Here is a 19462-nt window from a genome sequence, read left to right as displayed (position 1 = left end):
CAGGCACCCGACGCAGACCTGGTCGGGCGCGACCTTGCTGAGCCTGCGTGGCGGCAGCACGTGCCACGTCCCCAGCCGCCGGCCGCACACGGTCATGACGTACCCGTTGCTCCTCTTGCCCGAGCGAAGGTGCCAGAAGCTCCCTCGGTCGGTGCGGTAGACCAGCGGGTCTTTGGCCAGGACCGGCGGCCTCTCACTGGACCCCATGCTGAGTCTGTCGTCTACGAACACGAATTCCCCCCAAGGAATGTCGATGGCTCTCGTCGTTGAGTGCCTCGAGACGCCGGTGTCACAGCTGGGCCATGTCGCCCAACGCCCCGAGACACGTTCGACCATAAGTCCACTCATTGCAACGGGTCAAGGCGGAAAGGGTGGGGCTATGCGGCTATTCGGGATCTGTACGCCTCAGTAACGTGTTCTCCCATGAGTAACCCCCGTCCGCGCGGCCTGCCGAAATACCTCCACGTGGCCGACTATCTGCGGGCCCAGATCGACGACGGCACCTACCAGCCCGGCGAGCGTCTACCGACCGAGCCCGAGCTGATGGACACATTCCCCTACGACCGCGCCACGATCCGGCGGGGTCTGGCGGTGCTGCGCAACGAAGGCCTGATCACCAGCGAGCAGGGTCGTGGTGTCTTCGTACGCGACGCCACCAAGACCCGCTACGACCTGATGAGCATGCTGATCACCGACCCGAGCCACCCGGCGAAGCCGGACGCGGCGTACCACCAGCCGCCGCGCGGCCCGGACGACGGCATCTCGGTCGAGCACTCCTACGAGGTCATCGCCGCCGGCGAGAAGCTCGGGGAGGCCTTCGACCTCGACCCACGCAGCGAGCTGCTCAGCACCACCTTCACGTTCTTCATCAGCGGAGACACGGCCGAATACCGCACCACGGCCTACATCCCCTACCCGCTGGTCATCGACACCCCGCTGGCCACCCCGTCCGACGAGTGGCCGCAGCCGCCGATCAAGGACCTGCTGGCCACGGTCGGCGTGAAGGTCACCACGGTCGCGATGGACATCGAGTCGCGGATGCCGACGCCGCAGGAGACCTTCGACCTGCAGATCCCCGACGGCACCCCGGTCCTCTCCGACCGGCGCCGGTTCCTCGCCGACGACCGGGTCGTGTGCGTCACCGACTCCGTCGGGGTCGCCGACCGGATCGTCTACGGGCTCGACCTGAAGCTGCAGTGAGCCCGGCCCCGAAATGGCCCGGCCTCAGGCCAGGTCGTGGACGAACTCGGAGAGCTGGGTGAGGTTGCGGCACTCCCGCATCTCGATGATCGAGCCGTAGCGCGTCGCCTCGGAGTCACCGGTGTCCCACTGCGTACGGACCTCGGGGTTGAGCCAGTGGGCGTGCCTGCTCGCCTCGGCCATCGCGCGCAGCGAGTCGACGGCGAGGTCGGAGTAGTTGGAGCGGGCGTCGCCGAGGATCAGCAGCGACGACTTCGGGCCGAGCGCGTCGGCGTGACGTTCCTGGAAGAGGGAGAAGGCCCGGCCGTAGTTGGTGCGGCCCATCCGGGCCGCGTGCTCGGTCGCCTTCGTCAGCTCGGTCATCGTGTCGACCAGGTCGGCGCCGGGCTTGAAGTAGGACGTGACCTCGTGGATCTCGTCGACGAAGGTGAACGCGCGCACCTTGCCGAACTGCTCGCGCAGCGCGAAGACGAGCATCAGCGTGAACGTCGCGAAGTTGGACACCGAGCCCGACACGTCGCACAGGATCACCAGCTCGGTGCGGTGCGGCCGCTTCGGCCTGAAGCGCAGGTCGACGGGGACGCCGCCGGTGGACATCGAGGACCGGAGCGTACGCCGCAGGTCCACCGCTCCTCGCCGGCGCGCGTGATGCTCCTGGGTGAGCCGGGTCGCCAGCCGGCGCGCCAACGGGTAGATCTCGCGCCGCAGTGCCTCCAGGTCGGCCCGCCGCGCGTGCAGGAAGTCGAGCTTCTCGATGGTGGGGCGTACGGCGATCTTGGCGATCTGCTCGGGGCCCTTCTCCTCCGCGATCCGGCGGCGGGCGTCGGCCTCGACGAGACCGCTGAACCGATCCACGCGGCGGGATCCGACCCGCGCCGCCTCCTCCTCGGTCCAACCACCTTGCTGGAGCCCCTCGATGAGCCGCGAGGTGAGCTCGTCGGTCGAGAGCCGGCGCAGCGCGGTGTAGGACGACCACGAGCTCAGCCCGGGACCACGGCCGGGCATCGCGCCGAAGCGCGCCACCGCCTCGGCGGCCAGCTGGCGGAGCATCTCGACGTCGTCGGCCTCCAGCGCCTCGCTCAGTCGCGACGTGAACTCGGAGAGCGCCTCGGGCCCGTCCTTCGCCACCCCGGCGGCCTCGGCATCAGCGTCCATCCCCGAGCCGACCATCCGCGGGAAGTAGAGCTCGAAGAGCCCGTCGAAGGTAGCTCGCTGGTTGGCGCGCTTGACCAGCGTCGCGGCGTACGCCTCCTTGACCTGGGTGCGGTCGTTCCAGCCGATCAGGCCGAGGGCGGTGACCGCGTCGAGGCCTTCGGAGAGCGACACCGGCAGCCCGGCTCCCCGAAGCGCTTCGAGGAACTCGATGTGCCGGTCGAGGAGAGTCACCTCTTCAACCGCAGCTCTCGGACCGCACGGTCGACGTCGGAGGAGTGCTTGAGGACGACACCGAGGGTGTCGGCGACGGCCTTGTCGGAGAGGTCGGTGATCTCCAGCGCGATCAGGGTGCGCGCCCAGTCGACCGACTCGGCGATCGAGGGCGACTTCTTGAGCTCCAGCTCGCGCAGCCGGCCGACCACGGAGACGAGCTGACGCGCCACCTTGTCGTCGAGACCGGGCACCTGGGAGAGCACGATCTCGCGCTCCCGGTCGGCGTCGGGGTAATCGAGGTGGAGGTAGAGGCAGCGTCGCTTGAGCGCCTCGGAGAGCTCACGGGTGGCGTTGGAGGTGAGCACGACCAGCGGACGGCGGGTCGAGGTCATCGTGCCGAGCTCGGGGATGGTCACCTGGAAGTCGGAGAGCACCTCGAGCAGCAGCCCCTCGACCTCCACGTCGGTCTTGTCGACCTCGTCGATGAGCAGCACCGTCGGCTCCTCACGGCGGATCGCGGTAAGCAGCGGCCTGGTCAGCAGGAACTCTTCGGAGAAGATGTCGTCGTGGGTCTCCTCCCACGCCTGGCCGTCGTTGGCCGCCTGGATGCGGAGCAGCTGCTTCTTGTAGTTCCACTCGTACAGCGCCCGGGCCTCGTCCAGGCCCTCGTAGCACTGCAGCCTGACCAGCTCGGCCCCGGTCGCGCGGGTGATCGCCTTGGCCAGCTCGGTCTTGCCCACACCGGCCGGTCCTTCGACGAGCACCGGCTTCTCCAGCGCCCCCGCGAGGTAGGTCGTCAGCGCGGTCGAGTCGTCCGCGAGGTAGCCGACGTCTCCCATACGGGTGACGGCCTCGGCGGGCGAGGAGAACCAGGAAGACGTACGCGAAGGCATGACGCGACACTAGCGACTCTGCTCCTGGTCTGCTCCCGGTGTCCGGGTGGGACATTCGTCATAGTGCCCGACGCAGCCGTCACCGTCGGGCCCATTCGTCGTTGTGAAGGACGTGCACTCGGACACTCCGCGACATCTGACGCTGGTCGTCGTCGCCATGAAGGTATGCGCGCTGACCGCGCTGGCGGCCTTCTGTCTGGTTGCCGTCACCACGCCGTCCGAGCCCCGGTCGCTGGCGAAGAGGGAGCAGCCCGAGCTCGCCGCGATGCTCGAGCAGCACCACTGCGTGGCTCCGCCGACGATCGCGCCCTGGCGCCGGCAGAGCGCCATCATCCGCTCCCCGCTCGGCGAGCTGAAGCACGTCCCGCTCGACGTCGGCCAGCTGATCGAGCAGGGCAAGGCCCGCGGCGAGCTGATCGCCTTCTGCGCCGACCCCGCCCCCTAGCAGGGGCGGAGCCGACCGAAGAACCTCAGCTGGCCTGGGCGAGCGTGTCCGCGAACAGGCTGAGCACGCGGTCGAGCGCGGCGCGGTCACCTTCGACCTTGAGCCCGGCCTCGGCGATCGCGGCGTCCACGGGGAAGCCCATGAACACGACCCCGGTCCAGGCCGTCGAGTCGCCCGCGATGGTCACGTCGGCGTCCTCGAGCGTGCCCTCGGCGAGGTCGAACTGGTTGCCCTTCCACACGAGCCGGAACTGCTGCGGGTCGGCGTCTGGACGGCGGGCGTCGGTCAGCTCCCAGGCGACGCTGATCGGCTCGGGGGTCGTCGCGCTGCCGGCGGGCACCATCGTGCGCATCGCCACCATCACGCCGCTGGGCGTCATCCCGGCGGACATGATCGGGAAGCGGGTCGAGCCGTGGGCCCAGCGGCCGAGCGCTCCGAGGATCGTCTCGAGCTCGCGGCCCCACGGGGTGAGGGCGTAGGCCGTCGTCTTGGTGATGTAGCCAAGCTCGGTCTCGACCACGACGCCGGCGTGCTCGAGGAACTGCAGGCGGTCCTTGAGCTCGTCGGTGCTGACCCCGATCACGGAGGACTCCAGGTCGCGTGCCGTACGCGGCCCGAACATCAGCTCGCGCACCACGATCAGGCTCCACCGGTCGCCGATCAGGTCCAGTGCGTGCGCGGCCGCGCACGCGTCTCCCAGGTCCCCGTATGTCAGGTTCAGGGTCACGTCGATCCTCTCCGAGTCATTCGATCCCATCGAGCGTAGTGAGCCCGAACTACGGGTCGTCAGTGCCAGAGGTCCCGGCGCGCCGGCGAAATGCGGTGTCTTCTCGAAGGTGGCGTCACGCGATCGCGGCGTACGCAGCAGCCACCCGCTCCACGGCTCGCCGGTCGCCCTCGACGGCCATCGACCCGACCGGACTTCCGGCGAAGACGACGTCCGCCCAGGCGGACGAGTCGCCGGAGACGGTCGCCGCGGGCGCTTCGTCCGCACCCTCGGTCAGCTCGAAACGGTCCTCGTCCCAGTGCAGCCGGTAGCGGCGTACGCCCGCGGCGGGACGCCGCTCGTCGTGCAGCTCGATCGCGATCCGGACGGGGCCGACGCCCCAGTCGGCCATCGTCGCGTAGGGGGCCATGGTCCGCATCGCCACGATCACTCCGTCGGGGGTCATGCTCCCCTCCGCCACCGGGAAGCCGGGCGAGCGCTGCGCCCAGTGACCGAGCGACCGCATCACGTCCTCCAGCCCCTGCCCCCACTCGGTGAGCCGGTAGACGCGGGTCCGTCCGAGGTCGTCGAGCTGGGCCTGCTCGACGACGCCGCTGTCCCGTAGCGCCTTCAGCCTGGAGGTGAGCACGGCGGGCGTGATCCCGACGACGGCCGAGGCCAGGTCGGCGAACCGGCGCGGACCGAGCACCAGCTCGCGCGCGATCACCATGCTCCACCGGTCGCCGATGACGTCCATGGCGTGCGCGGTCGCGCAGGCATCACCCAGGTCGGCGTACGTCTGCTTCTTCGGCATCGATCCTCCAAACTCTCTTCACAAGAGTATCAACTATGTTTAACGTAGTCATCATGACCACGACCCCACTGCCACCCGTCGTCGACCGGACGACCTATCTGCACGAGCGCGATGCGCTCCTCGACCGCGAGAAGGAGCACACTCGCGCGGGCGACGCTCTCGCCGCGGCCCGCCGAAGGCTCCCGATGACCGAGGTCGACGCGGCCGCACCGCTCGTCGGCGGCGCCGGGCGGGCCAGCCTGCTGGATGCCTTCGAGGGGCGAACCCAGCTCTTCGCGAGCTACCACATGTGGCACACCGGCCATGCCGCCGCCGACCAGTGCGAGGGGTGCACGTTCTTCAGCGGCGGTGTGAGCGACCTCGGCTACCTGCACTCGCGCGGGGTGACGTACGCGGTCTTCTGCCAGGGGCCCTACCCGGAGAGCTCCCGCTACCGGGACTTCATGGGGTGGGAGATGCCGTGGTACTCCGTGCCCGAGGAGTCGTGGGACATCCTCGACGCCCGCGGGTTCTTCGGCGGCAAGGTCTGCTACCTGCGCGACGGCGACCGGGTCTTCGAGACCTACCGCACCACCGGACGTGGCGTGGAGCCGATGTCGGCGTCGTACGGGATCCTGGACATGACCGTCTACGGACGGCAGGAGACCTGGGAGGACTCACCTGAGGGCTGGCCGCGGCGCACGGGCATCGACGGCAGCCAGTTCCGCAGCGAGGAGTCGCCGACGACCAACCACCGCGCCGGCGTGAGCGGTCGCCCGACGGCGCAGTGGTCGAGGCTCGCCGCCGGACGCGACGACGATCTCGGATCCGACACCGCCCCCACCACCGACCACTGCTGTCACTGAGGAGCTCCGGATGCGTACGACGATCGCGCTGCCCACCCGGGACCGCACCCGGTCCCACGCCTTCCTCCGCGACGGCCTCGGCCTCGAGACTCCCGGCGAGCTCGTCCACGACGGGGTCCCCGAACCGCTTCGCGCGACCCTGTCGGACTCCTGCGAGGTGATGATGATCCCCACCGGCGGGTTCAAATGGGTCACCGGCCAGCTCGCGGACGAGCCGATGGACGCGGCGACCCTGCAGCAGGGCCCGAGGCAGTGCCTGGTCACGATCGAGCTCGGCTCGCGCGGCGAGGTCGAGGCTCGCTATGCGGCCGCCACGGCGCTCGGGCGCGGGGTGATCGAGCCGGAGGCGGCACCCTGGGGTGACTACCGCGCGATGGTCGCGGACCCCGACGGCCATCTCTGGCAGCTGACGTCCCAATGAGGCCCGGTCGTGTCGCCCCTAGAATCTCCCTATGGCCGGAGACGACACACGGATGCTGCTGCTGGGGGCAGTGGCGCTGTTCGAGCCCGTCAACGGCTACCAGATCCGGCGCGAGCTGATGTCGTGGCAGGTCGACCAGTGGGCCAACATCAACCCGGGCTCGATCTACCACGCGCTGACCTCGCTGACCGAGAAGGGCCACCTGACCAGGCACGATCTGGTCGACAACGGGCGCACGGTCGCGGTCTACGAGATCAGCGCCAGCGGCCGGGCAGAGCTGGAGCGCCTGGTCACCCGCTCGCTGCAGGCTGTGGACGTCTACAACGGCGTCTCCTTCTACGCCGCGTTCTCGCTGGCGCCTCTGCTGGAGCGTCCCGCCGTCATCCAGCAGCTGAGCGTCCGCCTGCAGGCCCTGGAGCGCACCGACAAGGAGCTCGACGCCGCGATCCGGGCCAACGCCCACGTCGCACCGCCCCACACCGGTGCCGCGCTGCGCCTCCAGCTCGACAAGCTCCGCTCCGAGCGGGCGTGGCTGGTGGAGCTCCTGGACGACGTACGCAGCGGCAAATTCGCCTTCGCCGGCGACGCTCCCGGCTGGACACCGGCCGAGGACGACCCGGGGTGGCAGATGGACGCCGACCGGAAGCGCTACCGGGAGATGCTGCGCGGCTGAGCCGACGCGGGTCTCGCTCGAATTGGTTTGACATCCGGGGGATCAAAATTGAACACTCGTGGTATTCAAGTTTGAACATCCGAGTAAAAACCGGGTGATTGTCGTCAGTGGTCCGTGCTTGTCTGGGACTTGCACGCACAAGGGAGTGACACATGATTCACGCACGCGGCTTGAGGCACACATTCGCCTCCGGCCATGGCAAGCAGAAGAGAGAAGTCGTCGCGGTCGACGGAGTCGACCTCGACGTCGAAGAGGGCGAGGTGGTCGGCTTCCTGGGCCCGAACGGCGCCGGCAAGACCACCACCCTGCGCATCCTCACCACCCTCCTCAAGCCCACGGCTGGCACCGCCACGGTGGCGGGCTTCGACGTGGCCAAGCAGTCCGTCGACGTCAGGCGGAGCATCGGCTACTGCTCCCAGGTCGGATCGACCTTCTCGGGCGCCTACGCCGGCGACGAGGTCGTCGACCACGGAATGCTCTACGGGATGTCCAAGAAGGATGCGGTCGCCCACGGCCAGGCGCTCTTCGAGCGGCTTCAGCTCGAGGGGCTGTGGCGCCGCAAGCCTCGCAACATGTCCGGCGGGCAGAAGCGCCGCCTCGACATCGCGATGGCGCTGATCCACGCCCCCAAGCTGGTCTTCCTCGACGAGCCGACCACCGGCCTCGACCCGCAGGCGCGGGCCAACCTGTGGGACCACATCGCCTCGCTGCGTACGGATCACGGGGCCACGGTCTTCCTGACCACCCACTACCTCGACGAGGCCGACACCCTCGCCGACCGGGTCATGGTCATCGACCAGGGCCGCATCGTCGCCAACGACACCCCGGAGAACCTCAAGGCAGCCGTCTCCGGCGACCTGGTCTCCCTGGAGGTCGCCACCGACGAGCAGGTGGCGATCGCGCGCGACAAGCTCAGCTCGATCTCGGAGACCATCGAGGTGGACGAGCGACTGGTCAGCGGCCGGGTGCCGCGGGCCGGGAAGGCCGTCCCCGGCCTGCTGCGCGATCTGGAGTCGAACGGCGTCTCGCTGGAGTCGATCGAGGTCGCCCGCCCCACCCTGGACGACGTCTTCCTGACGCTGACCGGACGATCCCTGCGCGATGCCGACGCAGGCGCGCCCGAGGCCGAAGAGGCCACCAAGCAGAATCAGGAGGCCCGCTGATGACCGAGTTCCAGCAGCCCGTCCTCAAGTCCGGCTTCTTCCGGGAGTCGATGGTCGTCTTCAACCGCCAGCTGCGGATGAACCTCCGCAACCCGGCCTGGGTGCTGATCGGCGTGATGCAGCCGATCCTCTACCTCGTGCTCTTCGGCCCACTGCTCGAGCCGCTCATCGAGGAGCTCGGTGGCAACGCGTACAACTGGTTCGTCCCCGGCATGCTCGTCCAGCTCGGCATCTTCGGTGCCATGTTCGCCGGCTTCTCGCTGATCGGCGAGTGGCGCGAGGGCGTCATCGAGGCGGAGCGGGTCACCCCGGCCTCGCGCGGCGCGCTGCTGTTCGGCCGTCTCTACCGCGACCTGCTGCAGATCCTGGTGCAGGCGATCATCCTGGTCGCCCTCGGCCTGCTGATGGGGATGGACTTCAAGCCGGTGGGGATCCTCGTCGGGATCGCGATCACCGTGATGATCGGTGGCGCCGGAGCCGCCGCCTCCAACGCGTTCGCGCTGCTCGTGAAGAGCGAGGACGTGATGGCGCCGGTGACCAACATGCTGCTGATGCCGATCCTGCTGCTGTCGGGCATCTTCCTGCCGATGAGCTTCGGCGCCCAGTGGCTCGAGACGCTCGCCGACGTCATCCCGACCAAGCACATCGTCGACGCGGTCCGAGCCTCGTTCTTCGGTGACCTCGGGGTGGCCGACATCGGCTGGGGCGTCGGCTGGACCGTCGCCCTGTTCGGTTTCGCGGTCTGGTGGGGCATCTCCACGTTCCGCAAGGAGAACGCCTGACTTCTCCGGTGTTTCCTGCACTTCTCGGGTGTTGCATTGCCAGAGAAGTGCAGGAATACCCGGTTAACCGGGTATTCCTGCACCCCGGCAGATCTCAGCGGAAACACCGGCGTCCTCTCAGCGGTGACTCAGCGAGGGGTGGCAAGGTAGGAGTGTGAACAGCCCTGCCACCCCGAGCGACAGCACCGGCGACAAGCCGCACGTGCTGGTCGTCGACGACGACAAGGCCGTGCGTGAGTCGCTGCGCCGGTCGTTGGAGTTCAACGGCTACGTGGTCGCCCTGGCCGGCGACGGCGCCGAGGCGCTTGCCGGCATCGCCAACCACGACCCCGACGTGGTCGTGATGGACGTGATGATGCCCCGCCTCGACGGCATCGAAGCCACCAAGGCGCTGCGCGCCGCCGGCAACGACGTACCGATCCTGGTGCTGACCGCCCGCGACGCCGTCGGCGACCGGGTCGACGGCCTGGACGCCGGGGCCGACGACTACCTCACCAAGCCGTTCGCGCTCGAGGAGCTGCTGGCCCGGCTGCGTGCGCTGCTGCGCCGCGCGGCCCCCGTCGGCGAGGACGACGAGGAGACGTTGCACTTCGCCGACCTGTCCATGAACACCACCACCCGCGAGGTGACCCGCGGCGAGCGATCCATCGAGCTCACCCGCACCGAGTTCACGCTCCTGGAGATGTTCCTGCGCCGGCCCCGCCGCGTACTCGATCGGTCCTTCATCCTCGAAGAGGTGTGGGGCTACGACTTCCCGACGACCGCCAACTCGCTTGAGGTCTACGTCGGCTATCTGCGCCGCAAGACCGAGGCCGAGGGTGAGACCCGGCTGATCCACACCGTACGCGGCATCGGCTACGTCCTGAAGGAGCCGTGAGCAGCGCCGTGACCACGCCGGCAACCAGCTCGCGCTATCGCGGCTCTCTGGCGGGCCGGGTCACCCTGCTGACGACCCTTGCGGTCGCCGGCTCGATCGCGCTGATCGCGATCGGGCTCTACTTCGTCGTGCGCATCCAGCTGCAGGCCAACATGGATGAGTCGCTGCTCAAGCGGGCGACCTCGGCCGCGGCCAACACCGCGTCGATCCAGGACGCACGAACAGGCGCGGCCTTCCCGACCTGGGTGCTCAACGCCGGCGACATCCAGGTCGCCGAAGTCGACGACTCGCACAACTACTGGTCGCCGACGCTCGGCACGTTCCCGCGTCCCGGCGTACCGGAGGAGGCGGTGGCCAAGCGCGAGGCCAAGCAGTCGGTCCGTACGGTCTCCACCAAGGTAGGCGTCTTCCGCGTCGTCACCGTCCCGATCCCCGACAGCAACTCCGCGCTGATGCTGGCGCAGTCGCTGGGGCCACAGCAGGAGATGTACAAGCGGCTCGGGCTCGTCGTGCTCCTCTTCGGCGCGGCCGGCGTCGTCGCCGCGGCGTTCGCCGGTTGGGTGGTGGCAGCAGGCGGGCTGCGGCCGGTGAGGCGGCTGACCGCGTCGGTCGACCGGATCGCGACGACCGAGGATCTCACCCCGCTCCCGGTCGAGGGGGACGACGAGATCGCCCGGCTGGCCACGTCGTTCAACCGGATGCTGTCCGCCGTCTCCGCCTCCCGAGACCGGCAGCGACAGTTGGTGGCGGACGCCTCGCACGAGCTGCGTACGCCGCTGACCTCGCTCCGCACCAACGTCGAGCTCCTCACCCAGGCCGATGCCTCGATCTCGGGCGCGCAGCGGGCCGAGCTGCTCGGCGACATCCGCGCCCAGATCGAGGAGCTCACCAACCTGATCGGCGATCTCGTCGAGCTGGCCCGCGACGCGCCGGCCGAGCCGACGCTGGAGACGGTGGACCTCTCCGAGGTGGTCGATCGGGCGCTCTCCCGGGTGCGTCTGCGCGCACCGTCGGTGACCTTCACCGAGGAGATGACGCCGTGGTGGGTCATGGGCGACGCCAGCTCGTTGGAGCGGGCGGTCACCAACCTGCTCGACAACGCCGCCAAGTGGTCTCCGGAGTCGGGCACGGTGCACGTCGCGCTCCGCGATGGCGTGCTCAACGTCGACGACGAGGGGCCGGGCATCTCCGAGGACGACATCCCCTACGTCTTCGACCGGTTCTACCGCTCCACGGAGGCTCGCTCGATGCCCGGGTCGGGGCTCGGCCTCGCTATCGTCCGGCAGGTCGCCGAGCGCACCGGCGGATCGGTCTCCGCGGCTCGCTCCCCGCACGGTGGCGCGCGGATGACCATGCGCCTGCCCGGCTCGACGTCACCCCGGCCGACCGAACCGCCCACGGCGGTGTTGAACAATTGAGGGTTGAAGCATTGAGATACGCCGTTCTGGCGCCCAGCCTGGTGGCGCTGCTCTCCCTCGCTGCCTGCGGAGCCGAGGAGCATGCCTCCAAGGAGACGTTCAACCCGTGCGACGGGCTCGACATCTCCCCCGTGGAGAAGGCCCTCGGCGCCCAGCTCCGCGTCGAGAAGGGCACCTCGGCGGCACCCCGCTGCGCGTTGCTTCCCGAGGAGTCGGGCGGGACTGCGTACGAACTGAACTACCTGCCCTTCAAGGGCACCCTCGCGGAGGCGTGGAAGACCATGGACGTGAAGTCCGGGGACGTCAGCGAGCCCGACATCGAGGGGGCTGAGGACGCCCGGCTGGTCAAGCAGCAGGGCGTCAACTCGTACGCCGTCACCGGCTTCGTCCAGAACGGCACCCTCATCCAGAGCTTCAACTCCGTCGACCTGGAGCCCTACGACGGCGATGCCATGGACCGTGCCGCCCAAGCCCTCCTCGAGCAGCTGAGCGCGAACGCCCCATAGCCGAGACGTCACCCGCGTCGACCGACACGTCACGCTCGTGCCGACTCGGCCGACCGGAGTGACTTCTCGGCCGACGTACGCGCCGTTTCGGCTAGTGCTTCTTCGTCTCGCGCCAGGAGCGCTCGAAGGGGAGGCGCCAGGCGTGGGGGGCGATCAGCTGGTGGATCGAGTTGGGTCCCCAGGAGCCGGGAGCGTAGAGGCGCACGGGCGGAGGGTTGTCGAGGAGCGGCTGGGAGATCTCCCAGAGCGTCTCGATGCCCTCGGCGGTGGTGAAGAGGGTGTGGTCGCCACGCATGGCGTCGTGGATGAGGCGTTCGTACGCCTCGAGGACGCCGGTCGAGGAGCTCGTCTCCTGGGTGGCGAACTGCATGGAGAGCTTCTCCAGCTTCATGCCGGGCCCGGGGCGCTTGCCGTAGAACGACAGCGACATCTTCGACTGGTCGGCGAGGTCGAAGGTGAGGTGGTCGGGACCTTGGGTGCCGGCGCCGGAGTTGGCCGGGAACATCGTCAGCGGCGGCTCCTTGAACGCGATCGAGATGATCCGCGCGCCCTCGGCCAGCTTCTTGCCGGTGCGCAGGAAGAACGGAACGCCCGCCCAGCGCCAGTTGTCGATGATCACCTTCATCGCGATGAAGGTCTCGGTGTCGGAGTCGTCGGCGACCTCGTTCTTGCCGCGGTATCCGGAGTATTGACCACGCACCACGTTGCGCGGGTCCAACGGCCGGATCGAGCGGAAGACCTTGTTCTTCTCCTCGCCGATCGGGTCGGGAGCAAGCGAGGTCGGCGGCTCCATCGCCATGAATGCCAGCACCTGCATCAGGTGGGTCACGACCATGTCGCGGTAGGCGCCGGTGCTCTCGTAGAACGCGGTGCGTCCCTCCAGGCCCAGGGTCTCGGGGATGTCGATCTGGACGTGGTCGATGAAGTTGCGGTTCCAGATCGGCTCGAAGAGACCGTTGGCGAAACGGAAGGCCAGGATGTTCTGCGCGGCCTCCTTGCCGAGGAAGTGGTCGATCCGGAAGATCTGCTCCTCGCTGAAGACCTCGTGGATCTTCGCGTTGAGCTCCTTGGCCGACTCGAGGTCGGTGCCGAAAGGCTTCTCCATGATGATCCGGGCCCGCTCGACGAGGTCGGCCTCCTCGAGCTGACGGATCACGTCCTGAGCGGCCTTGGGCGGGACGCTGAGGTAGTGGAGGCGGCGCACGTCGCTGCCGAGCCCCTGGAGCTTCTTCTCGGCGAGCTTCACCGCGTCGGCGAGTGCGTGCGGGCCTTCCTTGGTCGAGACGTAGGAGAGCATCCCCCCGAACGCCGCCCAGCGCTCGTCGGTGATGTCGCCCTTGCCGAACTCCTCGCACGCCTCGCGAGCGAACTCGATGAACTGCTCGTCGGACAGATCCTCCAATGACGTGCCGACGATCTGAGCATCCGTCATCAGCCCGGCCTCGTTGAGTCTGAGCAGGCCAGGCAGGAGTTTGCGGCGCGCCAAATCACCGGTCGCACCGAAGAGCACGATCACATGTGGCAGGGCTTTGTCGTCGATGGTCGCCATGATGAGTCCACGGTAGTCCCCGTTTTATGAACGATCCAATAGACAACGGCCGCCGTCTCAACGTGTCGCCGTCTTTTCACCTGTTTGATCATCTGCCGAGGGAGGCGCGCACCCGATCGGCCTTCAACCGCGCCTCGGCGGCCTCCTCTGCGACGTCGGATCTGACCGTGATCCCGCCGCCCGTGCCGATCTTCCAGGTGTGGGTGTCGTGGGTCGTCAGCGTGCGGATGATGACGCCCAGATCGGCCGGCCCGTCGCCGGAGATCCAGCCGAAAGCACCGGCGTACGCCGCCCTCGGCCCACCCAGCTCCCGCTCGGCACGCTCGATGACCTCCATCGTGCGCAGCTTGGGCGCACCGGTCATCGACCCGGCCGGGAAGAGCCTGCGCAGTGCTTCGATCGTGGTGATCTCGTCCCGCAGGTGGCCTCTGACGGTGCTGACCAGCTGGTGCACGCTCGGGTAGGACTCGACCCGCATCAGGCCGGGCACCTCCACGGTCCCCGGCTCGCAGACCATCGCCAGGTCGTTGCGGAGCAGGTCCGTGATCATCAGGTTCTCGCTGCGGAGCTTGGGATCGGTACGCAGCAGGTCCGCGTTGGCCGCATCCTCCGCGTCGCTCGCGCCCCTCGGGGTCGTGCCCTTGATCGGCCTCGTCTCGATCACGCGGTCCGCGTCGATCAGGGCGTACCGCTCGGGGCTCGAGCTCAGCAACCACGCCGCGTGGCCGGCGACGTCGTGCTGTAGGAACCCTGCGTACGGGGCCGGGTTGATGCTCCTCAGCCGCAGGTAGGTCTCCACCGGGTCGGCCTCGGCTTGGACCGTGGTCCGGTAGGTCAGGTTCGCCTCGTAGGTGTCGCCGGCTCGGAGGGCCTCCTGGACCTGGTCGAAGGCGGCGCGGTAGGCGGGGGACGGCGGGGAGGAATACCCGGTTAACCGGGTATTCCTGCACTTCTCTGGCGTTGCAACACCCGAGAAGTGCAGGGATTGCCGGAGAAGTTCGTGCTCGAAGAGCCGAAGATGCGACGGTCTCATCCAGACGGCATCCGGAACGTCGTCCGACGGGGCGGCGGGGAGATCGGGTCGGCAGGCGTAGCCGAGGTAGCCGAACCACTGCTCCCCCGGGCGCACCTCACGCTCCAGGACCTGCCAGATGTCGTCGCCGACGACCTCGGACCGGCCGCCGGCGTGGCGCAGCACCTCACGGGGAGCGGCGGAGTAGGTCAGCGAGACGTCGTCGTCCTCGAGCCAGCCGATCAGGGACCGCGTGCCCGACCACTCGCGCGCGCCGCCGCCGTCGAGCCACACGCAGCGCGGGTGGGCGGCGGCGACCTCGGCGAATAGGTCCTCGACGCTCATCGCGTCCCCGGTCGGTCCAAGAAGTTCGCGACCATCGCCGCACCGTGCTGGGAGAGCACCGACTCGGGGTGGAACTGGACGCCCTCCAGCGGCAGCAGCCGATGACGTACGCCCATCACGACCCCGTCCTCGGAGCGGGCCGTCACCTCCAGGACATCGGGGATCGAGACGGCCGCCAGGGAGTGGTAGCGGACCGCCTCGAGCGGCGACGGGATGCCTGCGAAGACCCCGCGCCCGTCATGCGTCACCCGGGCCACCTCACCGTGGGCGGGCTCGATCCGGTCGACGACACCGCCGTAGGCGGTCACCAGCCCCTGCATCCCCAGACAGACCCCGAGGACGGGCCGCCCCGCGTCCAGGAGTACGTCCCGCCCGACCGCGAAATCCGCCGGATCGGCCGGATGGCCGGGCCCGGGCGAGAGGACCACATGGCTGTAGCCGGAGAGGTCCCCGAGCTTCACCTCGTCGTGCTCCACGACATCCGGAAGGGCCCCGGTGACCTGCGCGATCATGTGGACGAGGCTCCACACGTAGGAGTCGTGGTGGTCGACCACGACGACGTCGCTCATTGGGCGAGCAGATCGCTGACGACGTCGTGGATGAGGTCGTAGCCGCGCTCGGTGAGGACCGACTCCGCGTGGAACTGGATGCCGGCGTAGTGAGGCCCGGAGATGGCGTGGATGTCGCCCGTCTCGGGGTCGGCATCGACCGACACCCCCGCGGGCAGCTCCGTGGACCCCACCCGTCCGACGAAGGTGTTGTAGAAGCCGACCCGCTCACGACGCGGCCGCCCGCCGAACCCGAGACCCACACGGGTCTGGGTGCCCTGGAAGACGATGTCCTTGTAGTGCAGCCCGATCCCGAGCTGGTGGCACAGCGCCTGGTGGCCGAGGCAGACCGCCAGGAACGGCTGCTCGGTCTCGAGCAGCGACGCCACGGCGGCACGCAGCTTGGCCATCTTCGGATCGGTTCCGTCGCGCGGGTCACCCGGGCCGGGCCCGACGATGACGAGATCAGCACCCGCGAAGGCACCGTCCTCGTAGTCCTCGTGCCGGACGACCGAGGAGGTCATGCCGAGCACCCGGAGGACGTGGCGCAGCATGCGTACGAAATCGTCCTCGCCATCGAGGATCACCGCGTGCTTCCCGGCGAGGTGGGCCGAGGGCTCCTCGTCGCCCTGGTCGGTGAGCCAGAACGACGACAGCCGGCGGTTGCGCGCGGCCAGGGTCAGCAGCAGGTCCTCGTCGTTGACCAGCTCGGAGACGTCCTGGGCGAGCGCGGGCGCGGCCGGCACGAGTCCGAAGGCCGACAGGATCCCGCCGGCCTTGGCGTGCGTCTCGGCGACCTCGTACGTCGGGTCGGAGTCGCGCACCAACGTCGCGCCGGCGCTCACCTTCAGCCGGCCGTCGACAGACACGTCCGCCGTCCGGATCACGATCGGCGAATCGACCGTCGGAGCACCGGACTCGTCACGGCCGAGCAGCGCGAGGGCGGCGCCGTAGTAGCCACGGCCCTCCGGCTCGTACTTCTTGATCAGCCGGCACGCGTTCTCCACCGGCGAGCCGGTGACGGTGGCGGCGTACATCGTGTCGCGCAGGATCTCGCGCGGGTCGCGCGCCGAGCGACCGGCCAGCAGATACTCGGTGTGGATCAGCCGCGACATCGGCTTCAGGAACGGCCCGAGCACCTGGCCGCCCTGGTCGCAGATGTCGCACATCATCTTGAGCTCCTCGTCGACCACCATGAAGAGCTCGTAGACCTCCTTCTGATCCGTAAGGAAGTCGGTCAGCTGCCCCTTGAGATCGTGGGCGATCTTCTCCGGGCTGCCCTCGAGGTCGCGCGGCAGCCGGAACGTGCCGGAGATCGGGTTCATCCGGACGTCGCCGCCGTGGACGCTCACGTGCCGCTCCGGCGAGGCGCCGATGAGGTAGCGGTCGCCGGTGAAGAAGCAGTAGGTCCAGTAGGCCCCGCGCTCGCGCTCCAGAAGGCGACGCAGCACGGTGAGCGCGCGGTCGTGGTTCCAGTCGTCGAGCTGGGCCCGGTAGTGACGGCCGATCACGAAGTTGGCGCCCTCGCCCTGGCCGATCTCGTCCTCGATGACGGTCTTGACCAGGTCGGCGTAGGTGTCGTCGTCCACGTCGAACCCGCCACGATCCACGAACTCCACGGGGACGTCGGGAAGCGCCTCGATCACCTCGGCGACCGAGAACTCCCACTCGCGCTCCACGTCGACGACCACCAGCGGAGTGCCGTCGTCGTGGGCCTCGAAGCCACGCTCGCTCACCTGCCGGAACGGCACCGCGAGCAGTCGGTCGGCGACCTTCCCCGGCTCCGGGGTGCCCTCCTCGAGAGGTACGTCGAGCAGCGACTCGACCACGGACCGGGTGCCCGCCAGCATGCCGACCGTGTCCCGGTCACCCGCCCGCGAGGAGCGCCGGATGATCGCCCACGCCTCGTGCCCCGTGATCTCCTCGATCGCGGTCTTGGCAGGGCTGTTGGTCGTCATGGGATGAGCCTAATCCGCGCGCTGACGCGTGACCCATTCGATTCGGATGGTGGGCCGGTGCAACCCCGCGGTGCCCCGCATCCGTTGACAGTGCGTGAGACGTTCCCAAGACGCCGAATTCGAGGCCTTCGTACGCCGCCACCGAGCGCCGCTCGTCGGCACTGCCCGGCTGCTGACCGCCGGCGACGCCCACCTGGCCGAGGATCTGGTCCAGTCGACCCTGGTCAAGGTCTATCTGGCCTGGGGGCGAGCGTCCCAGCACCCCGCTGCGTACGCTCGCCGCACCCTGGTCAACTGCCTGACCGACCACCGCAGGCGCCCCTTCTTCCGGCGCGAGCAGGGCGCGGTCACGCTGCCCGAGGCACCGGTCGAGGACCCGGCGATGGTCGATCCGGAGCTGGTCGCCGCCCTGGCCGAGCTCCCGCCCCGGCAACGCGCGGCCGTCGTGCTCCGCCATGTCCACGACCTCTCGGTCGAGGAGGTCGCCGACGCGCTCAGCTGCTCGACCGGAACCGTGAAGTCCCAGACCGCACGCGGCCTGGACAAGCTCCGGGCGCTGCTCACCCCCACCCAACTGACAGGAGACTCCCGATGAACGACGTGATCGACCGCCTCGCCCGCCTGACCCCGTCCCCGTCCGCCTCGATGACCGAGGACGCCGCCGCCGACCTTCGCCGCGGCCACCGGGCGCTCTCCCGGCGCCGGATCAAGCGCGCCGCGCTCGGCGGCGCCGCGCTGACCCTCGCGGTCGGCGGTGCCTTCGGCGGCATCGCGCTGACCTCCGGCAACGAGGGAGCGCCTACCGTCCAGGCCGCCGACAACGTACGGCTGGTCGACTACGACGGCACCCAGGTGCCCGGTTTCACGGTCGCGAAGGTGCCCGAAGGGTTCGTGTTGCAGGGATCCGATCCGTACGTCCTCGCCGTCGCCCGGCCCGAGGACAAGTCCTCGGTCAGCGACTTCCAGGACAAGATCGTGGTGATGCTCGAGTCGAGCTCGGCCGCGCCCACGGACTCGACCAACACCTCCGTCTCCGGCCGGCCCGCGTCGCTCGTCACCACCCCCGACGGCGCGACGGTGCTCAAGTACACCCACGGCGACTTCACCGTCGTCATCCAGATGTGGAACACCATCCACCTCACCGACGAGCAGCTCGTCGAGTTCGCCGAGGGCGTCGAGGTCACCGCCGACGCCAAGCCGTCCGTCGGCTGACCCACTCCCGACGCCCATCCGCGCAGCTAGGCTTCGCGGGTGGGCGTCAACGATCTGAGCAACGACGAGTTCGAGCGGCTCTACGGGCCTTGGGCGACGCGCACACCGGCCGACGTGGCCGCCCTCTTCGAGGGCTATCCCGGCACCTGGTGGGTCGCGGGCGGTTGGGCGATCGAAGCGTTCACCGGCGTACGTCGGGAGCACGAGGACACCGACACCTGTGTGCTCCGCAGCGATCTCGCCGTGCTGCGCAAGCATCTGGCAGGGCGCTTCGACGTATGGGCCGCAGGCACCACGGCGCTGCGTCCGCTACTCCCGGACGACGATCCCGACGGCGCCGACGATGTCCTCTGGGAGACCGAGGGTCAGGTCTGGACGCGGCGGAGCGCTCAGGACCCGTGGGAGTACGACCTGCTGCTCAACCCCGGCACCGCCGGTGAGTGGGTCTATCGGCGTGAGGAGTCGATCCGGATGCCGATGTCCGAGGCGGTCTGGGAGCGCGATGGGATCCGCTATCTCCAGCCCGAGATCCAGCTCCTCTACAAGTCCCCAGGGCTCCGCTCGAAGGACCAGCTCGACTTCGACAACACCGTGCCGCTGCTCGACGACCGTCGGCGTCACTGGCTGCGGCGCGCGCTCGAGCAGACCTTGCCCGACCACCCCTGGATCACAGTCCTCTAGCCATCCCCCGCCATCGCCGAGTCGGCGCGTTCTGACGCGCCGACTC

At 69.1% G+C, this 19462-nt stretch carries 21 protein-coding genes; 13 read left to right on the top strand and 8 right to left on the bottom strand.

Annotation, left to right across the window (positions count from 1 at the left end; translation table 11 throughout):
* Positions 1-423: 423 nt before the first annotated feature.
* A complete protein-coding gene (locus ACFX43_RS03905; RefSeq protein WP_378817263.1) occupies positions 424-1200 on the top strand; it encodes a GntR family transcriptional regulator in 777 nt (258 codons plus the stop codon).
* A 24-nt stretch (positions 1201-1224) separates the two neighbouring features.
* On the opposite strand, the gene ACFX43_RS03900 is transcribed toward ACFX43_RS03905, so the two are convergent.
* Positions 1225-2586, bottom strand: a complete 1362-nt coding sequence (locus ACFX43_RS03900; protein ID WP_378817261.1) for a VWA domain-containing protein — start codon at positions 2584-2586, stop codon at positions 1225-1227.
* Complete coding sequence (locus ACFX43_RS03895; protein WP_378817257.1) at positions 2583-3461, bottom strand: AAA family ATPase; 879 nt, start codon at positions 3459-3461, stop codon at positions 2583-2585. Before ACFX43_RS03895 ends, ACFX43_RS03900 begins: the two co-directional genes overlap by 4 nt.
* Before the next feature lie 103 nt (positions 3462-3564).
* Here ACFX43_RS03895 and ACFX43_RS03890 point away from each other — a divergent pair, with 103 nt between their 5' ends.
* A complete protein-coding gene (locus tag ACFX43_RS03890; protein ID WP_378817255.1) occupies positions 3565-3906 on the top strand; it encodes a hypothetical protein in 342 nt (113 codons plus the stop codon).
* Between the two features lie 25 nt (positions 3907-3931).
* Here the strand turns inward: ACFX43_RS03890 and ACFX43_RS03885 are convergent, their stop codons facing one another.
* Entirely contained in the window at positions 3932-4633 is a 702-nt protein-coding gene (locus tag ACFX43_RS03885; protein ID WP_378817253.1) for a winged helix-turn-helix transcriptional regulator, read from the bottom strand.
* Positions 4634-4748: 115 nt separating this feature from the next.
* Complete coding sequence (locus tag ACFX43_RS03880) at positions 4749-5426, bottom strand: winged helix-turn-helix transcriptional regulator (protein ID WP_378817252.1); 678 nt, start codon at positions 5424-5426, stop codon at positions 4749-4751.
* A 53-nt stretch (positions 5427-5479) separates the two neighbouring features.
* On the opposite strand from ACFX43_RS03880, the gene ACFX43_RS03875 reads away from it, so the two are divergent.
* The 8 genes from ACFX43_RS03875 (at position 5480) to ACFX43_RS03840 (ending at position 12111) form a co-directional block, all read left to right on the top strand.
* Positions 5480-6271: a DUF899 family protein gene (locus tag ACFX43_RS03875; protein ID WP_378817249.1), complete on the top strand. Its 792-nt coding sequence runs from the start codon at positions 5480-5482 to the stop codon at positions 6269-6271.
* 10 nt (positions 6272-6281) lie between these two features.
* Complete coding sequence (locus ACFX43_RS03870) at positions 6282-6692, top strand: VOC family protein (RefSeq protein ID WP_378817246.1); 411 nt, start codon at positions 6282-6284, stop codon at positions 6690-6692.
* Positions 6693-6723: 31 nt separating this feature from the next.
* Positions 6724-7365 carry a PadR family transcriptional regulator gene (locus ACFX43_RS03865; RefSeq protein WP_378817243.1) on the top strand — a complete coding sequence of 214 codons (642 nt, stop codon included), beginning with the start codon at positions 6724-6726 and terminating at the stop codon, positions 7363-7365.
* A 152-nt stretch (positions 7366-7517) separates the two neighbouring features.
* Positions 7518-8528 (top strand): ATP-binding cassette domain-containing protein, encoded by a 1011-nt coding sequence (locus ACFX43_RS03860; protein WP_378817240.1) that lies wholly within the window; start codon positions 7518-7520, stop codon positions 8526-8528.
* A complete protein-coding gene (locus ACFX43_RS03855) occupies positions 8528-9310 on the top strand; it encodes an ABC transporter permease (RefSeq protein ID WP_378817238.1) in 783 nt (260 codons plus the stop codon). Before ACFX43_RS03860 ends, ACFX43_RS03855 begins: the two co-directional genes overlap by 1 nt.
* Before the next feature lie 202 nt (positions 9311-9512).
* Complete coding sequence (locus tag ACFX43_RS03850) at positions 9513-10187, top strand: response regulator transcription factor (protein WP_378817308.1); 675 nt, start codon at positions 9513-9515, stop codon at positions 10185-10187.
* On the top strand, positions 10184-11605 hold the full coding sequence (locus ACFX43_RS03845; RefSeq protein WP_378817235.1) for an ATP-binding protein: 1422 nt from the start codon (positions 10184-10186) through the stop codon (positions 11603-11605). Before ACFX43_RS03850 ends, ACFX43_RS03845 begins: the two co-directional genes overlap by 4 nt.
* An 11-nt stretch (positions 11606-11616) precedes the next feature.
* The gene (locus ACFX43_RS03840) at positions 11617-12111 is read left to right on the top strand and encodes a hypothetical protein (protein WP_378817233.1); all 495 of its coding nucleotides are present in this window, start codon (positions 11617-11619) and stop codon (positions 12109-12111) included.
* A gap of 91 nt (positions 12112-12202) precedes the next feature.
* On the opposite strand, the gene zwf is transcribed toward ACFX43_RS03840, so the two are convergent.
* The 4 genes from zwf to ACFX43_RS03820 all read right to left on the bottom strand — a co-directional run bounded on the left by zwf (position 12203) and on the right by ACFX43_RS03820 (position 17523).
* Entirely contained in the window at positions 12203-13660 is a 1458-nt protein-coding gene (gene zwf / locus ACFX43_RS03835; RefSeq protein WP_160025843.1) for a glucose-6-phosphate dehydrogenase, read from the bottom strand.
* Positions 13661-13748: 88 nt separating this feature from the next.
* Positions 13749-15017, bottom strand: a complete 1269-nt coding sequence (locus tag ACFX43_RS03830) for an anthranilate synthase component I family protein (protein ID WP_378817230.1) — start codon at positions 15015-15017, stop codon at positions 13749-13751.
* The gene (locus ACFX43_RS03825) at positions 15014-15586 is read right to left on the bottom strand and encodes an anthranilate synthase component II (RefSeq protein WP_378817227.1); all 573 of its coding nucleotides are present in this window, start codon (positions 15584-15586) and stop codon (positions 15014-15016) included. The genes ACFX43_RS03830 and ACFX43_RS03825 overlap by 4 nt, the downstream gene beginning before the upstream one ends.
* Entirely contained in the window at positions 15583-17523 is a 1941-nt protein-coding gene (locus tag ACFX43_RS03820; protein ID WP_378817224.1) for an anthranilate synthase family protein, read from the bottom strand. Before ACFX43_RS03820 ends, ACFX43_RS03825 begins: the two co-directional genes overlap by 4 nt.
* Positions 17524-17617: 94 nt before the next feature.
* On the opposite strand from ACFX43_RS03820, the gene ACFX43_RS03815 reads away from it, so the two are divergent.
* From ACFX43_RS03815 to ACFX43_RS03805, 3 genes are read left to right on the top strand one after another with little or no spacing between them, the layout of a single operon-like run.
* Positions 17618-18118, top strand: coding sequence for a SigE family RNA polymerase sigma factor (locus ACFX43_RS03815; RefSeq protein ID WP_355230913.1), 501 nt, complete (start codon positions 17618-17620; stop codon positions 18116-18118).
* Positions 18115-18735 carry a hypothetical protein gene (locus ACFX43_RS03810; RefSeq protein WP_378817221.1) on the top strand — a complete coding sequence of 207 codons (621 nt, stop codon included), beginning with the start codon at positions 18115-18117 and terminating at the stop codon, positions 18733-18735. Before ACFX43_RS03815 ends, ACFX43_RS03810 begins: the two co-directional genes overlap by 4 nt.
* 39 nt (positions 18736-18774) lie before the next feature.
* Positions 18775-19416, top strand: a complete 642-nt coding sequence (locus ACFX43_RS03805) for a hypothetical protein (protein ID WP_378817218.1) — start codon at positions 18775-18777, stop codon at positions 19414-19416.
* Positions 19417-19462 lie beyond the last annotated feature (46 nt).

This window comes from Nocardioides sp. YIM B13467 (genome assembly GCF_042788075.1).
GTDB lineage: Bacteria > Actinomycetota > Actinomycetes > Propionibacteriales > Nocardioidaceae > Nocardioides.
Note: the sequence above shows the minus strand (reverse complement) of the source record. Positions and strands in the feature narration are given on the sequence as shown.

Excerpts from the sequence above, each read along its gene's own strand:
- ACFX43_RS03905 (WP_378817263.1), top strand. The coding sequence starts at position 424 with ATGAGTAACCCCCGTCCGCGCGGCCTGCCGAAATACCTCCACGTGGCC.
- ACFX43_RS03895 (WP_378817257.1), bottom strand. The coding sequence starts at position 3,461 with ATGCCTTCGCGTACGTCTTCCTGGTTCTCCTCGCCCGCCGAGGCCGTC.
- ACFX43_RS03880 (WP_378817252.1), bottom strand. The coding sequence starts at position 5,426 with ATGCCGAAGAAGCAGACGTACGCCGACCTGGGTGATGCCTGCGCGACC.
- ACFX43_RS03875 (WP_378817249.1), top strand. The coding sequence starts at position 5,480 with ATGACCACGACCCCACTGCCACCCGTCGTCGACCGGACGACCTATCTG.
- ACFX43_RS03870 (WP_378817246.1), top strand. The coding sequence starts at position 6,282 with ATGCGTACGACGATCGCGCTGCCCACCCGGGACCGCACCCGGTCCCAC.
- ACFX43_RS03865 (WP_378817243.1), top strand. The coding sequence starts at position 6,724 with ATGGCCGGAGACGACACACGGATGCTGCTGCTGGGGGCAGTGGCGCTG.
- ACFX43_RS03860 (WP_378817240.1), top strand. The coding sequence starts at position 7,518 with ATGATTCACGCACGCGGCTTGAGGCACACATTCGCCTCCGGCCATGGC.
- ACFX43_RS03855 (WP_378817238.1), top strand. The coding sequence starts at position 8,528 with ATGACCGAGTTCCAGCAGCCCGTCCTCAAGTCCGGCTTCTTCCGGGAG.
- zwf (WP_160025843.1), bottom strand. The coding sequence starts at position 13,660 with ATGGCGACCATCGACGACAAAGCCCTGCCACATGTGATCGTGCTCTTC.
- ACFX43_RS03830 (WP_378817230.1), bottom strand. The coding sequence starts at position 15,017 with ATGAGCGTCGAGGACCTATTCGCCGAGGTCGCCGCCGCCCACCCGCGC.
- ACFX43_RS03825 (WP_378817227.1), bottom strand. The coding sequence starts at position 15,586 with ATGAGCGACGTCGTCGTGGTCGACCACCACGACTCCTACGTGTGGAGC.
- ACFX43_RS03820 (WP_378817224.1), bottom strand. The coding sequence starts at position 17,523 with ATGACGACCAACAGCCCTGCCAAGACCGCGATCGAGGAGATCACGGGG.
- ACFX43_RS03810 (WP_378817221.1), top strand. The coding sequence starts at position 18,115 with ATGAACGACGTGATCGACCGCCTCGCCCGCCTGACCCCGTCCCCGTCC.